Origin of the sequence: Curtobacterium sp. VKM Ac-2884, assembly GCF_015350945.1 — a bacterium.
Taxonomy (GTDB): Bacteria; Actinomycetota; Actinomycetes; order Actinomycetales; family Microbacteriaceae; genus Curtobacterium.
In genome coordinates, this window is the sequence record NZ_JADKSA010000001.1 from 106,205 (window position 1) to 120,567 (window position 14,363).

The 14,363-nt window shown below is 72.2% G+C and carries 13 protein-coding genes; 5 read left to right on the forward strand and 8 right to left on the reverse strand.

Annotated features, from left to right (window positions below; translation table 11 throughout):
* Nucleotides 1–4: 4 nt before the first annotated feature.
* Nucleotides 5–994 carry a GH25 family lysozyme gene (locus tag ITJ60_RS00460; RefSeq protein WP_194646327.1) on the forward strand — a complete coding sequence of 330 codons (990 nt, stop codon included), beginning with the start codon at nucleotides 5–7 and terminating at the stop codon, nucleotides 992–994.
* A 12-nt stretch (nucleotides 995–1,006) separates the two neighbouring features.
* Here the strand turns inward: ITJ60_RS00460 and ITJ60_RS00465 are convergent, their stop codons facing one another.
* A complete protein-coding gene (locus ITJ60_RS00465) occupies nucleotides 1,007–2,230 on the reverse strand; it encodes a polysaccharide pyruvyl transferase family protein (RefSeq protein WP_194646328.1) in 1,224 nt (407 codons plus the stop codon).
* 48 nt (nucleotides 2,231–2,278) lie between these two features.
* Here ITJ60_RS00465 and ITJ60_RS00470 point away from each other — a divergent pair, with 48 nt between their 5' ends.
* The gene (locus ITJ60_RS00470) at nucleotides 2,279–3,466 is read left to right on the forward strand and encodes a glycosyltransferase family 4 protein (RefSeq protein WP_194646329.1); all 1,188 of its coding nucleotides are present in this window, start codon (nucleotides 2,279–2,281) and stop codon (nucleotides 3,464–3,466) included.
* Between the two features lie 71 nt (nucleotides 3,467–3,537).
* On the opposite strand, the gene ITJ60_RS00475 is transcribed toward ITJ60_RS00470, so the two are convergent.
* The 3 genes from ITJ60_RS00475 to ITJ60_RS00485 form a co-directional block, all read right to left on the reverse strand.
* On the reverse strand, nucleotides 3,538–4,845 hold the full coding sequence (locus ITJ60_RS00475) for a UDP-glucose dehydrogenase family protein (protein ID WP_194646330.1): 1,308 nt from the start codon (nucleotides 4,843–4,845) through the stop codon (nucleotides 3,538–3,540).
* Nucleotides 4,846–4,911: 66 nt separating this feature from the next.
* Nucleotides 4,912–5,460, reverse strand: coding sequence for a PH domain-containing protein (locus ITJ60_RS00480; RefSeq protein ID WP_123292200.1), 549 nt, complete (start codon nucleotides 5,458–5,460; stop codon nucleotides 4,912–4,914).
* 4 nt (nucleotides 5,461–5,464) lie between these two features.
* A complete protein-coding gene (locus tag ITJ60_RS00485) occupies nucleotides 5,465–6,265 on the reverse strand; it encodes a biotin--[acetyl-CoA-carboxylase] ligase (protein WP_194646331.1) in 801 nt (266 codons plus the stop codon).
* Nucleotides 6,266–6,339: 74 nt separating this feature from the next.
* Between ITJ60_RS00485 and ITJ60_RS00490 the strand changes: the two genes are divergently transcribed.
* Both ITJ60_RS00490 and ITJ60_RS00495 read left to right on the forward strand, forming a co-directional pair.
* Nucleotides 6,340–7,935, forward strand: coding sequence for an acyl-CoA carboxylase subunit beta (locus tag ITJ60_RS00490; RefSeq protein WP_123672255.1), 1,596 nt, complete (start codon nucleotides 6,340–6,342; stop codon nucleotides 7,933–7,935).
* A 13-nt stretch (nucleotides 7,936–7,948) separates the two neighbouring features.
* Nucleotides 7,949–8,203 carry an acyl-CoA carboxylase subunit epsilon gene (locus tag ITJ60_RS00495; RefSeq protein ID WP_194646332.1) on the forward strand — a complete coding sequence of 85 codons (255 nt, stop codon included), beginning with the start codon at nucleotides 7,949–7,951 and terminating at the stop codon, nucleotides 8,201–8,203.
* Between the two features lie 764 nt (nucleotides 8,204–8,967).
* On the opposite strand, the gene ITJ60_RS00500 is transcribed toward ITJ60_RS00495, so the two are convergent.
* The 4 genes from ITJ60_RS00500 to ITJ60_RS00515 form a co-directional block, all read right to left on the reverse strand.
* A complete protein-coding gene (locus tag ITJ60_RS00500; RefSeq protein ID WP_159573020.1) occupies nucleotides 8,968–10,017 on the reverse strand; it encodes a hypothetical protein in 1,050 nt (349 codons plus the stop codon).
* Complete coding sequence (locus ITJ60_RS00505; protein WP_194646333.1) at nucleotides 10,014–11,387, reverse strand: sensor histidine kinase; 1,374 nt, start codon at nucleotides 11,385–11,387, stop codon at nucleotides 10,014–10,016. Before ITJ60_RS00505 ends, ITJ60_RS00500 begins: the two co-directional genes overlap by 4 nt.
* A gap of 5 nt (nucleotides 11,388–11,392) precedes the next feature.
* The gene (locus ITJ60_RS00510; protein WP_111086608.1) at nucleotides 11,393–12,109 is read right to left on the reverse strand and encodes a response regulator transcription factor; all 717 of its coding nucleotides are present in this window, start codon (nucleotides 12,107–12,109) and stop codon (nucleotides 11,393–11,395) included.
* A gap of 131 nt (nucleotides 12,110–12,240) precedes the next feature.
* A complete protein-coding gene (locus tag ITJ60_RS00515) occupies nucleotides 12,241–13,500 on the reverse strand; it encodes a class I SAM-dependent RNA methyltransferase (protein ID WP_194646334.1) in 1,260 nt (419 codons plus the stop codon).
* 14 nt (nucleotides 13,501–13,514) lie between these two features.
* Between ITJ60_RS00515 and ITJ60_RS00520 the strand changes: the two genes are divergently transcribed.
* The gene (locus ITJ60_RS00520; RefSeq protein ID WP_194646335.1) at nucleotides 13,515–14,309 is read left to right on the forward strand and encodes a Maf family protein; all 795 of its coding nucleotides are present in this window, start codon (nucleotides 13,515–13,517) and stop codon (nucleotides 14,307–14,309) included.
* The last annotated feature ends 54 nt before the right edge of the window (nucleotides 14,310–14,363 follow it).

Below are 14,363 nucleotides of genomic sequence, written 5' to 3' on the forward strand. Positions count from 1 at the left end.
ACGCATGCGCAGATCCAGCAGAAGACTCCTCGGCCTGGGCACGGCGACGGTGGTGGCCGGGGCGATGACACTGGTGGCCGGTCCGGCGTGGTCCGAGACAGCAGGCACCGCGACGGCCTCGACCAGCCCGAGCGCCGGCACCAGCGCGGGCACGACGGCGACCGGGACCACGACCACGACCGGGCCGTCCGTCGCCGAGATGGACGCGAGCGGCAACCACGTGATGGGTGCCGGCATCGCAGCACACGCCGGGCAGACCCGGGTGGCCGCCGACCTGCCCGTCGGGCCGACGCCCCTCGGCACGAACACGAAGGTCGCCGCCGCGGCGAAGCGCCCGACGGGCAAGATCAACGGCATGGACGTCAGCGCCTGGCAGCCGAACGTCGACTTCACGGCGGCCTACGGGCTCGGCGCTCGCTTCGCCTACATCAAGGCGACCGAGGGCGTCTCGTACGTCAGCTCGACGTACGCGTCGCAGTACCGGAACGCCAAGAACGCCGGCTTCATCCGCGGCGGCTACGTGTACGCCCAGCCGAGCAAGGCCAGCGGCGCGGCGACCGCGAACTACTTCTTCGCCCACGGCGGGCAGTGGACGGCCGACGGCGTCACGCTCCCCCCGCTGCTCGACATCGAGTACGGCACCGCGGCGCAGGGCGTCTGCTACGGCAAGAGCTGGCCGCAGATGCGGTCGTGGATCGCGGACTTCTCGGCGACCGTCTACAAGAAGACGCACCGCTACCCGGCGATCTACACGACGACCGACTGGTGGAAGCGCTGCACGAACAACAGCATCCGGTTCTCGAAGAACCCGTTGTTCGTCGCGATCTACCCGGTCAAGGACTTCTCCGGCCCCGGGACGCTCGGGGCCAGCTGGAAGTCGACCGGATGGCGCTTCTGGCAGTGGGCGGCCAGTGGGACGCTCCCCGGCGACCAGGACGTCTACCGCAGCGCGGACGGCGCGAACCTCCGCGCGTTCGCCAAGAAGACGGAGTAGCCCCGCCGGACGTCAGCGGGTCCGGCGGGTGGCCTCGGCGAAGTCGGCGTCGAGGGCGGTCGCCATCCGGGCGACGCCGTCGGCGAGCTGCTCGCGGACCGCGTCACGGTTCGCGTCGAGTGCCTCGAGCTGTGCCGTGACGTCGTCGACGAACGTGGGTTCGAGCGCGGCCTCGATCGGCTTCGAGAACTCCTGCTGGCCCATCTGCTCGAAGAACAGTCGGCCCTTGTCGACGTAGTAGAGCACGGCGGCTGGGACGCCCGCGATGGTCGCGACGATGGCGGAGTGCAGGCGGCTCGCCAGGAACAGGCGGCTGCGGGACATCAGGCCGGCGTACTCGGCGGGCGAGAACTCGTCGGCCTCGACCACGTGGGTGCGGTCGCCGTGCTGCATGAGGGCGATGACCTCGCGCGCGAAGGCGGCATCGCCCTCCGAGGCCTCCATGTGCATCGGGTAGAACACGACGTCGGCGTCCCACCGGTCGATCACACGGTCGGCCAGGTCCGCGACGGCCTGGCGGTAGGTGACGAGACGGTCGCTGTCGACGCCGGTCTGGCGGAAGCGCTTCGGCAGGAAGCGGAACGGGATCCAGCCGCTGCGCTTGTAGTGGAACCAGCGGCGGACGCCGAACCCGATCGAACCGTCGAGACGCTCGGCGGTGAGGCCCGTGGTGCGCTCCAGGCGCTCGAGCACGCCGGCGTCCGGCGCCGTGACGGTGCCGACGACGGCCGGGTCGAAGGACGACACGATCGGCGTCGTCACGCCCCACGCCAGGAGCTTCTCGCGGGACTCGTCGTCGCGGACGGCGAACGAGCGGCACAGGTCGACGGTGGCGCGGATCAGGCGCTTGCTGACGCCTGCGGTGGTCGGACCGATGCCCTGGAAGGCCCCGACCAGGTTCTTGTTGACCGCACGGACGAGCAGCATCTTGCCGAACCAGTACACGAGGCCGAGCTTGTTCGTGTAGTCCTTGAGGATCTCGCCGCCACCCCACAGGACGACGTCGGCGCTGCGCGCGGCACGCAGCAGGGCGAACAGGTCGCCGATGCCGGTGCTGTACGGCGACACCGGCAGGAACCGGATCCCGAACCACGCGGCGTCCCGCTCGGGGTACTGCGACAGCGAGACGATCTCGGCGTCGGGCCACCGTCGGCGGACGAGCTCGACGTTGCCGGCGAGGATCGCCCGGTCCCCGCGGTTGTGGGGCGAATCGCTATTGTGGATCAGAACGCGCACGGGTGGAGAGCCTACCGGACCGTCCCCCGCGACCCCCGGAAAGGCACGATGTCCCGCCCCACCCCCTCTGCCCGCCCCCGCCTGCTCGTCCTCGGATCGACGTTCCCGGCCCGCCCGGACGACGGTGTGCCGGCGTTCGTGCTCGACCTCGCCCACCAGGAGGCCCTCGAGTTCGACACGATGGTGCTCACCCCGCGGGTGCCCGGCGGTGCCACCACCGAACGCATCGGCGACGTCGGCGTCCGGCGGTTCCCGTACTTCCCGAAGGCGTTCGAGGACCTGGCCGACGGCGCCATCCTCGACAACCTCAAGGAACGCCGCTCGCGCATCGTGCAGGTGCCGGCCCTGGTGCTCGCGCAGTGGTTCGCGATCCGCCGCGTGGTCCGCTCCGCGAAGCCCGACGTCATCCACGCGCACTGGGCGATCCCGCAGGCACTCGTCGCGACGTTGGCGGCCCCGGGCGTGCCCATCGTCGTCACCACTCACGGCGGGGACATCTACGCGCTCCGCGCCGCTCCCCTGGTCCGCCTGAAGCGCTGGGTCTTCGGCCGTTCGGCGCACGTCACCACCGTCAACTCCGAGATGCGCGAGCGCCTGACCGAGTGGGGCGTGCCCGAGGCGCGCTCCACCGTCATCCCGATGGGCGTCGACCTCGGTCCGGCCCGCGCCACCCGCGCCCGCGTCGCCGCGCAGGAGCACCACGTGGTGGCGGTCGGCCGGCTCGTCGAGAAGAAGGGCTTCGGCAACCTGATCGAGGCGCTCCGGGGACTCGGCGACGACGTGCCGTGGCGACTCACCGTGGTCGGGGACGGCCCCTACCGGGCGCAGCTCGAGCAACAGGCCGCCGGACTGCCGGTGACGTTCCTGGGCCAGCGCGGGCGCACCGAGGTGCTCGAGACCCTGGCCGCGGCCACCGTCGTGGCGGTGCCGTCGATCCCGGCGGCGAACGGCGACCAAGAGGGGCTGCCGGTCACCCTGCTCGAGGCCGCTGCCGTCGGCGCCGCGATCGTCGCGAGCGACCTGCCGGGCATCCGGGACGTCGTGCACGACGACGTGTCCGGCGTCCTCGTCGCCCCCGGTGACGTCGACGCCCTCCGCGACGCCCTGTGCCGCGTGCTCACCGACGACGCCGCACGGGCGAGGTACCAGGAGCAGGCCGTCGTGTCGGCGGCGGACTTCTCCACCGAGCGCATCGGCGAGCGCTACCGGGCGGTGCTGCGCGCAGCCATCGGCTGACGACGCGGCAGATGCACAGGAGGCCCGGTGCCGGTCCCACGGACCGGCACCGGGCCTGCTGTCGGTCGCGGCTAGCGCCCCATGCCGCGGTACGTGAAGCCGGCGGCGGTCCAGGCGTCGCGGTCGAGGCAGTTGCGGCCGTCGATGACGACCGGGCTCGACACCAGGGACGCCACCGTGGTCGCGTCGAGCTCGCGGAACTCGGTCCACTCGGTCAGCACGAGGACCAGGTCCGCGCCGGACAGCGCGTCCGCCGCCGTCTCGACGAAGTCGAGCTCCGAGTGCACGCGACGCGCGGTGACGACGGCCTCGGGGTCGTAGGCCGACACCGTGGCGCCGAGCTCGTGCAGGCGTGCGGCGATGTCGAGGGCGGGCGAGTCACGGACGTCGTCCGAGTTCGGCTTGAAGGCCAGGCCGAGGACCGCGACGCGCTTGCCGGTCACGACACCGCCGAGCAGCTCCTGCGCCAGCTCGACGACGTGCGCACGACGACGCAGGTTCGTGGCGTCGACGTCGGCCAGGAACGCCAGGGACTCCCCGACGCCGAGCTCGTTCGCCCGCGCCTGGAACGCCCGGATGTCCTTGGGCAGGCAGCCGCCGCCGAAGCCGAGGCCGGCGTTCAGGAACTTGCGGCCGATGCGGGCGTCGTGACCGATGGCGTCGGCGAGCGCGGTGACGTCGGCGCCGGCGACCTCGGCGATCTCGGCCATCGAGTTGATGAACGAGATCTTCGTGGCGAGGAACGCGTTCGCGCTGATCTTGACGAGCTCGGCGGTGGGCAGGTTCACGACGAGCCGGGGGGTGCCGGACGCGAGTGCCTCGGCGTAGACCTCGTCGAGTGCGTCGACGGCGGCCTGCCCGGCGTCACCGTCCGGCACACCGTAGACGAAGCGGTCCGGGCTGATGGTGTCCTGCACGGCGAAGCCCTCACGCAGGAACTCGGGGTTCCAGACGAGCGTCGCCCCGGGCACGGCCTCGGACACCTCGGCGGCGAGGCGAGCGGCCGTGCCGACCGGGACGGTCGACTTGCCGACGACGAACTCGCCGGCGGACAGGTACGGCGTGAGCGCGGCGACCGCGGCGTCCACGTAGGTCATGTCCGCGGCACCGGTCGGGCTCTGCGGGGTGCCGACGGCGAGGAAGTGCACGCGGGCACCGGCGACCTCGGCCATGTCGGTGGTGAAGCGGATCCGGCCGGAGGCGAGCGCCTCGGTCAGGATCTCCGGGAGCCCGGGTTCGAAGAAGGGGGCTTCGCCAGCAGCGAGCCGCTCGATCTTGGTCGGGTCGACGTCGACGGCGACGACCTCGTGTCCGAGCTTGGCCATGGAGGCGGCGTGCACGGCACCGAGGTACCCGCAGCCGATGACAGAGATACGCACGACGAAGAAGGTACCGGTTTCTCGTGGGAGTTCCAGCACCGCGGTGCCCCGGGTGTCGTGGCTCCGTCAGGCGCGGACGTCGCCCCACGGCGGTCGGTCCGGGCCGCCGACGATCTCGTCCCAGTCCGGCTCGCGGTGGCGTCGCCGGGCCTCGTACGCCTCGACCAGGTCGTGCAGGACGGCCACCACGAGGTCGGCGTGCGGGACGTCCGCGAGCACCACGGCGGGGTCGTCTCCCGGGAACACCAGGACGTCACCGGAGCGGAACACCCCCTGGAGCCCGCGCCGGCGCACCGTCACGTCGTACCCGCGGGAGTGCAGGAGCTCCTGCCGGGTCCGTGTGCCGAGCCCGTGCACGACGACGAGCCGCCGGGTCGTGACGACGTACCGCTCGGACATCCAGCGGAACAGCGGCACGGCGCCGCCGAACACCACGAGCACCACGACGAGTCCGGCGACGACGGCGTTCAGCCACGCCAGCTGCGCCTGGAACACACCGAACCCGAACCCGCCGGCGACCACGACCAGCACGACGAACACCGCCGGGCGCACGAGCCGACGAGCGTGCGGTCGCAGGCGAGCGACGACGCGTTCGGGCGGCGGCTCGGCGGTCATGCCGTCATGCATACCGCAGGTGGGTGACGTCCCCCACGGCGACGCCCCTGGAGTCACCCGCTCGATCCCGGATCGTGATGCGGCCCGCGTCGTCGATGCCGGTGGCGTCGGCCTCTTCCACGGTGCCGTCGGGCAGCTCGAGGCGGATGCGGCGACCGATCGTGCCGCACGCGGCGCGGACGTGGGACCGGACCGACTCGGCGGCGGGACCACCGCCGACCAGGGCGGCCACCGCCTCCAGGACGGCTGCCCGGAAGGCGGACAGGACCGCGTCGGCCAACGCTGGGGCGTCGTCGACCGCGCCGGCCACGAGCAGCGACGTCGACGTCGGGGTCGGCAGGCGGTCGGCGGGGATCGTGAGGTTCACACCGGCGCCGACCACGATGCTGCCGTCGGGGGCGACCTGGCAGAGGATGCCGCACACCTTGTCGTCCGCGACCTGGACGTCGTTCGGCCACTTGACGGCGACGTCGGCGCCGGCGGGCAGCACCCGTGCGATCGCGTCACGCATGGCGGCGCCGGCGACGAGGGGCAGCCAACCACGGTCGTGGTCGGCGAGGTCGGCGCGCACGAGCAGGCTCGCGGCCAGCGCCTCGCCGGCCGGTGCGCTCCACGTGCGGTCGAGGCGTCCGCGACCCGCGGTCTGGTGGAGGGTCGCGACCACGCTGCCGTGCTGCTGCTCGGGTGCCACGGCGAGCAGGTCGGCGTTGGTCGAGCCGGTCTCGTCGGGGACGGTGAGGGTCGCGCCCGCCGACCGGACCGCCTCGCTGGTGACGGGGAACGACGACGACGGGGATGTGGACATGCACGCAAATGTACGGGCAGGAACCGTGGGGGTCCTCCAACCGGCCCCGCCCCCGCCGCCGGTAGGGTGAGCGGGTGACTTCAGGAGACACCCCCGATCTCTCGACGACGGCAGGCCGACTGGCCGACCTCCGCGAGCGGTACCACGAGGCCGTGACCGCCGCGGGCGAGTCCGCGATCGCCAAGCAGCACGCCAAGGGCAAGGGCACCGCGCGCGAACGCATCGAGCAGCTGCTCGACGAGAACTCCTTCGTGGAGTTCGACGAGTTCGTCCGCCACCGCACCACCTCGTTCGGCATGGACGCCAAGCGCCCCTACGGCGACGCGGTCGTCACCGGCGTCGGCACGATCCACGGCCGCAACGTCGCCGTGTACGCGCAGGACTTCACCGTCTTCGGCGGCTCGCTCGGCGAGGTCGCCGGCGAGAAGATCATCAAGGTGATGCAGCACGCGCTGAAGACGGGCGTGCCGATCATCGGCATCCTCGACTCCGGCGGGGCCCGGATCCAGGAAGGCGTGGTCGCGCTCGGCAAGTACGGCGAGATCTTCCGCCTCAACACCCAGGCGTCCGGCGTCATCCCGCAGCTCTCGATCATCATGGGCCCGGCGGCCGGCGGCGCGGTGTACTCCCCCGCGCTCACCGACTTCGTGATCATGGTCGACAAGACCAGCCACATGTTCGTCACCGGCCCCGACGTCATCAAGACCGTCACCGGCGAGGACGTCGGCTTCGAGGAGCTCGGCGGCGCGCAGACCCACAACGCGGTCTCCGGCGTGGCCCACTACCTGGCCGAGGACGAGACCGACGCGCTCGACTACGCCCGCTCGCTCATCGGGTTCCTGCCGGACAACAACCTGTCCGACGCTCCCGCCTACGACGTCGCCCCCGAGCTCGAGACCACCGACGCCGACCACGAGCTCGACGTCGTGATCCCGGACTCGACGAACCAGCCGTACGACGTCACGACGATCATCGAGCACGTCGTCGACGACGGCGAGTTCCTCGAGGTCCAGCCGCTCTTCGCGCCGAACATCCTGATCGGCTTCGGCCGGGTCGAGGGCCGCACCGTCGGCATCATCGCGAACCAGCCGCAGGCCATGGCCGGCACGCTGAACATCGACGCCGGCGAGAAGGCAGCCCGCTTCGTGCGGTTCTGCGACGCGTTCGGCATCCCGATCCTGACCCTGGTGGACGTGCCCGGCTACCTGCCCGGCACCGACCAGGAGTGGACCGGGGTCATCCGCCGCGGCGCGAAGCTCCTGTACGCCTACGCCGAGGCCACCGTCCCGCTCGTCACCGTGATCACGCGCAAGGCCTACGGCGGCGCGTACATCGTGATGGGGTCGAAGCAGCTCGGTGCCGACATCAACCTCGCCTGGCCGACCGCCGAGATCGCCGTCATGGGTGGTCAGGGCGCCGTCAACATCCTGTACCGCGCCGAGATCAAGCGCGCTGAGGAGTCCGGCGAGGACGTCGCAGCGGTCCGCACGAAGCTCGCGAACGAGTACACCTACAACGTCGCGTCGCCGTACCTGGCGGCCGAGCGCGGTGAGCTCGACGGCATCATCCAGCCGCACGCCACCCGCGTCTCCGTCATCAAGGCGCTCCGTGCCCTGCGCGGCAAGCGTGCGACGCTGCCCCCCAAGAAGCACGGGAACATCCCCCTCTGATGGGTGCGCACTGATGGGTCGTCACGCAGCACCGGTCTCCTCGGACGAGCCCGCCTCGGTGGCCGACGTCCGGGTGGTCTCCGGTGAGCCCACCCCCGAGGAGCTCGCAGCGGTCGTCGCCGTGCTGCAGCGCCAGGCCGACGAGGCCGCAGCAGCCGGTCGCGCCGAGCTCGTCGACGAGCCGCGCACCGGGTGGCAGGCCTCGGCCCGCGGGCTGCGTCGCCCGCTCGACCACGGTCCCGGCGCCTGGGGCCGTTCGCTCCGCTGACCTCGCTGTACCCCTGGCATCCCCGAGTAAGCGGAGGTTGCAGGCTGCACTTCCCGGTCGGTATCCCCTCGCACGGGGGACACGAATCGCCCAAGTGGACCGGAAATGCCGAATTTGTCCCCCATAATGACGACTGACACCGGGGTTGCGGGTTGGCATAGTTACTGGTGTTCGGTGTCCTTCAACGAAGAACATCGCAGGTCGGTGGCCGACTAGGGTACGACGCCACCGCCCGCTGCGAGGCAGGGCGACATTCGGGTTGTCGCTCAGCCTCGGGTCGTGAACGGGCCGGTCGGATACGACCGGCCCGTTCCCCGTTTCCGGGGGCGTTCGCGCCGGCCGTCGATGCGGAACGACATCCTCGACGTCGTACGACGTCCACAGTGTCGTCCCCCGGCGCCGGCAACAGTTGCACCCGCGCACGAGCGACGCCCCCGACGTCGTACGACGTCCGTGTTGTCGCGTCAGCCGTCGGCGCCAGCCCGGCGCGACCACGTTGCGGCAGGGAGGCCCGTGGCGGCGCCGCCAAGCGCCTCCCGGCCGCCACGCCCCGCGTCCACCGCCGCGCGCGCGTCCCACGGACCCGGAACGACGTCCTCGACGTCGTACGACGTCGACGTAGTCGTCCGCACGCGGACACAACAGTTGCGCGCGCGCACGAGCGACACCCTCGATGTCGTACGACATCGACCTTGTCGCTTCCGTCTCGCCGCGCGCGACGATGCGCACGCACCGGGCGCCAGCTCGAGCAGGCGCAGCCCGCCTCAGGCGGGCTCGTGCCGCGGGATCTCGAGCCAGAGGGCCACGGAGTCGTCCTCGTCGCCGTCGTCGTCCTCCATGCCCGCTCCGAGGGCGGCGGACTCGCTCGCGGCCGTGTCGAGCTTGAGCCCGACGACCGTGACCGCGGAGTCGGACCCCTCGCTGACGGTGCGGACGATGACGTTGTCGGCCTCGCGGGCCTGGCGGAGCGCTTCGGCGATGCGGGCGTGGATGCGGCGGACGTCGTCGACCTCGAGCTCGTCGAGACCGCCGTCGTCGTGCAGCTGCACCGTCGCACCCCGGCGGCGCAGGCGCATGACCTCGTCGCGGACGTCCTCGGACAGCAGGGAGCGGCCACGGATCTCGTCGCGGATGGCCTGCTCGAGGTGCAGGCACTCGGCTCGGTCCGCGTCGTCGAGGTCACCGCACGAGTCGATGATCCGCTGCAGCATCGGCAGCGCCATCCGCGTGGTCTGGCTCAGGCGGAACTGCCGTTCGAAGACGTGGGCGTCCTGCGCCGCCTGCCAGTCGGCGGTCTCCTGCTCGGCACGGACGAGCTCGCGGGTGTTCCGGATGGCTCGGTTCATGGCGATGGCGAACACCGTGGCGATCGCCACCCAGGCCACGCTGCCGAGCACCCCGAGTGCGCCCAGCGCATCGAGACCGGCCCAGGCGACCGTGTACACGGCGAGGAACAGGACCCCTGCCCAGGCGAACGGGCCGCGTCCCCGCACGACGAGCACGACCATCAGGGTGCCGACGGCGGCGATCCACCACGTGGCGGGCCCCGGCGGCCTCGACAGGTCGACGACGGGTGCCGCGACCAGCGGCATCACGATCGCGGTGGCGAGCGAGAAGCACGCCGTCCAGACCGGCAGGACCTTGCCGGGCACGAACAGCGCGGTGCCGGTGGCCGCGGCGTAGAGGACCATGCAGGCGATCACGGGGCCGACGTCCTGCACGCGCTGCAGCGACGCGACGGCGAGGACCAGGTGGTAGAGGGAGAACAGCGACGCCAGGCCGAGCGCGATGCTCGCGGGCAGGGAGACCTTCACGCTGCGGCTCCCGTCGTCGTGGGCGTCACGGGCGACCAGGTCAGTTCGATGCGCGTGCCCTCACCCGAGGCGGTGTGCACCTCGGCTCGGCCGTCGACGGCGGCGACGCGCTCGATGATCGACCGCCGCACCCCGAGTCGTTCGGACGGGATCGTCGCGACGTCGAAGCCGCGACCGTCGTCACCGACCTCGATGTGCACACCGTCGTCGTGCTGCTCGACGCGGACCCACCGGGCGACGTCGGGCCCACCGGCGTGCTGGACGCTGTTGACGGCCGCCTGCAGTGCTGCTGACGCGAGGGCGTCGGCGACCGACGCCGGCAGTCGGACCGAGCCGGTCGGCGCCGGGACGAGCCGGACGGGTGCCGCGAGGGCACCGATCGCCTCGCCGATGCGGGCGCGGAGGTCGGCGAGCGAGACCGGGGTGTCGTCGTCCGGGCCGTCGGCTGCCGCGGCCTCGAGGTGGTCGATGGCGTTCCGCGCCATGCGGGCGGCGAGGGTCTTCGCCTCGAGCGTGTCGGCCCGCGCGGCGGAGAGCAGGGTCGTCAGCACGCTGTCGTGCACGATCGCGTCGACCTGCACGCGCTCCACCTCGACCGCGTGCTCGCGGATGGCGTGCGAGTACCGGCGGACCGCGGTCGACTGCGCCGTGTCGACCGACGAAGCGGCACGGCGGAGGACCACGGCGATGACGAGCACCGCACCGCTGAGCAGCGCCGTGTACACGCCGTCGAGCAGCGCACGGACGAGCCCGGCGTCGCCGCCGACCGGGGTGAGCCGGAGGACGACGTAGACCGCCGGAACGAGTGCGGTGTAGATCGTCGCCCGCCAGGTGGCGAAGCCCATGGCCGCCGCGGTCGAGCCGACGGTGCAGAACCACCACGGCCACGGCTGCTGCGTCGACGGGATCGGGTCCTGCACCGTGAGCGGCCACGTGGTCAACGCGACCAGGAAGAGCAGGGCGCACAGGATCTGCGCGAACTGCGCCACCCGCGGCACGAACGCCGAGACCCCGACGAGGACGAACGACGCCCCGAGCGCGATCGCGACGACCGGGCCCCAGAACGGGTCGAGGTAGGGCAACTGGGCGAGGACCGCCGGGGTGTCGACGACGCCGAGGCCGACCGCGGTCATCGCCAGCAGGATCGCGAAGGCACGCTCCACCGACGCCTGCGTGATCGACGCGCGGACGCTGCGTGACGGGTCGGCACCGAAGGGCGCTCCGTCCCCGAAGCCGACCGGGTCGCCAGCGGGAGCACGGCTCGAGCCTGCTGCGACGCGGCCGAACCGCCGACCGGTCCCCCGACCGGTCCCCGGGCCGCTGCCCCGACCGGTCCCCCGGCGCGACGCCGGCTCAGCCGCGCTCGCCATCGTGTTCAGCGACCGTCACCGTCGGGGTCGATACCCGAGTCGAGCCCGGGGAGGATGCCGTCCTCGACCGCCCGTCGCAGCAGGTCGACCTTCGTCGGGGCCGGGCGACCGACCTCGACGTACTTCACGCGGATGCGGTCGAGGTACTCACGAGCCGTGGAGTACCCGATGCCGAGTTGCTGCGCCGCCAGCTTGAGCGGCAGGCCCGAGGCGTACAGGTGCAGGATCTCGCGCTCGCGCCGGCCGAGCTGGGCCTTCGCGAAGTCGCGGTCCGCGTCGATGGCGCTCGCCCACTCGAGGTTGTTCAGCACGTCACCACGCGCGACGGTGGCGACCGCTGCCATCACCGTCTTCGTGGCGGACGACTTCGGGATGACACCGGCAGCCCCTGCTGCGAGTGCCTCACGGACGTTGGCGACGCGGTCCGCGATGGAGTGCACGAGCACGGCGGAGCCGGTCCCCTGCACGCCCTTGACGTTCTCGGTCACGGTCGAGCCGTCTCCGAGGGACAGGTCGAGGACGACGACGTCGACCTCGCGCCCGTCGAGGTTCTGGACGTACTCGGGCACGCTCGCGGCGGTGAGCACCACCTCGAAGCCCTCGTTCTGGCACGCCGCCTGGATCCCGAGTCGCACGGACTCGTGGTCGTCCACGATCGCGACCCGGACCGGCCTGGTGGCCGTGCCCGACGTCTCGGCTGCGGTTGTCGTTCCTGCTCCCACTGTGGCCTCTCGTTCCGATGTGCGTCCCCGGCCCCTGAAACCGGATCGCCATCAGCGCCCAGGATACCCAGGCTGGACTCAGGTCCGGGGAAACCGGACGCGCCACGCGGACGAAACCGCCCGGTTGCCCGTCAGCGCGCGGGTGTCAGGCGCGCCACGGCCTCCATGTGGTGGGTGTGCGGGAACAGGTCGAACGCCCGCAGTGCCTCGAGCTTGTACCCCAGGTCGGCGAACGTCGCGACGTCGCGGGCGAGCGCGACCGGGTCGCAGGCGACGTAGACGACCTGCGACGGGTGCAGGGCCGCGATCTGCTCGACGACCTGACGACCGGCACCGGCACGCGGCGGGTCGAGGACGATCGTGCCGGCGCGGAACCGGTCCTGCTCGGCGCGCGAGGCGTTCGCCACCGTGTTCGCGAGCCAGCGGTCGACCCGCCCGGTCTCGGCGCGCGCACCGAGCCACTCGGCGAGGTTCTCCTGCGCGTGCTCGGTCGCGCGCGCGGCGCTCTCGACGCTCGTGAGGCGCGCCTTCGGGCCGACGAGGTCGCCGAGCGCGGCGGCGAGCAGGCCGACACCGCCGTACAGGTCCAGGTGGGTGCCCTCGGGGTCGAGCCGGTCGCGGTCGACCAGGTCCTGCACGGCCGCGGTGAGCACGGACGCCGCGGCACGGTGCACCTGCCAGAAGCCGTTGTCGTCCACCTCGAAGGTGCGCTCCCCCACGACCTCGGTCACCACGGTGGGCTTCTGCTCGTCGATGACGAGGCGCGCGCCCTCGGAGCCACTCGGTGCCAGCACGTCGATGACCGACGACCCGGGCATCACGCCACGGCCGAGCGGCGCGCTCTGCTGCACGGCGTCGTTCGCGAGCGGCAGGCTGGTGACGGGGATGACCGAGTGCGAGCGTGCGGCGAACGGGCCGGCGGTGCCGTGCTCGTCGACGTGCAGCCGGACCCGGGTGCGCCAGCCGAGGCCGTTCGCGGCGTCGTCACCGGGTGCGGCCTCGACGACGACGTCCGTGCCGAGCACCGACGCCAGGTCGGTGTGCGCGAACCGCGAGAACGAGTCGACGAGCACGTCGTGCTTCAGCGTGCGCTGGTGCGCGAGGGCGATGTGGCCGAACTCGGCACCGCCCGGGCGCGTCTCGGGGTCGCGGTCGAGCGCGGCCTCGGCCCAGACGTGGTCGACGCGGTGCTCGCTCGGGGTGACGACACTGACGGTGTCGGCGCGCCAGAACGACTTCTTCCGGTCCTCGGTCACCCGGGCGACGACGCGCTCCCCGGGGATCGCGTCGGAGACGAAGACCACCCGGCCTTCGTGTCGTGCCACCGAGATGCCGCCGTGGGCGATCCCGGTGACGTCGAGTTCGAGCAGCGTTCCGACGGATTCACCCATGGTTCGATGGTCCCATGCGTCTGTACCTCGCGAGTACATCCCCCGCCCGCCGAGCACTCCTCGCCCAGTCCGGGATCGAGCCCGTGCTCGTGTCGCCCGGGGTCGACGAGGACGCCGCGGCGTCCGCTGCCGCCGCCTCGCTCGGCCGTGACCTGACCGGCCCGGAGCTCGTCTCGCTGCTGGCCGTCGCCAAGGCATCGGCCGTCGCGGACGCCGACGTCGCCGGGTCGCCGGTCGACGGCTTCGTGTTCGGCGGCGACTCCGCCTTCGAGGTCGACGGGCGCCTGTACGGCAAGCCGCACGACCCGTCGGTGGCCCGGGAACGCTGGCGGCAGATGCTCGCCGCCGGCGGCGGGACGCTGTGGAGTGGGCACTGCGTCATCGATCGACGACGCGACGACCGGCGCCGCGACCTGGACCCGGCCACGGGGCGGACGGGAGGCCCGGATGCGGCCCGCCCCGCGCCTCCCGTCCGCAGCCTGGTGACGTCTCCTGCCGGCGTGCCGGAGCTGGGGGACGTCTCGCCCGGCGGGTCGGCCCTGGCCGCCGGTGGCGACCGCGTGGTCGCCGTGGACAGCGCCGTGCTGACGTTCGCCGACGACCTGTCCGCCGAGGAGATCGACGCGTACGTGGCGACGGGCGAGCCGCTCGAGGTCGCGGGGGCGTTCACCATCGACGGACAGGCGGCGGCGTACATCTCGCGCATCGACGGGGCACCGTCGGCGGTGGTCGGGCTGTCCCTGCCGGTGCTGCGGTCGATGCTGCTCCGCGGCTTCGGCGTCCGCTGGCACGAGTTCTGGTCACTGTAGACATCCGCACTTGTTCGGCACGGTTCTTTGTGGGTGCCAGTCAATTCGTGCTCC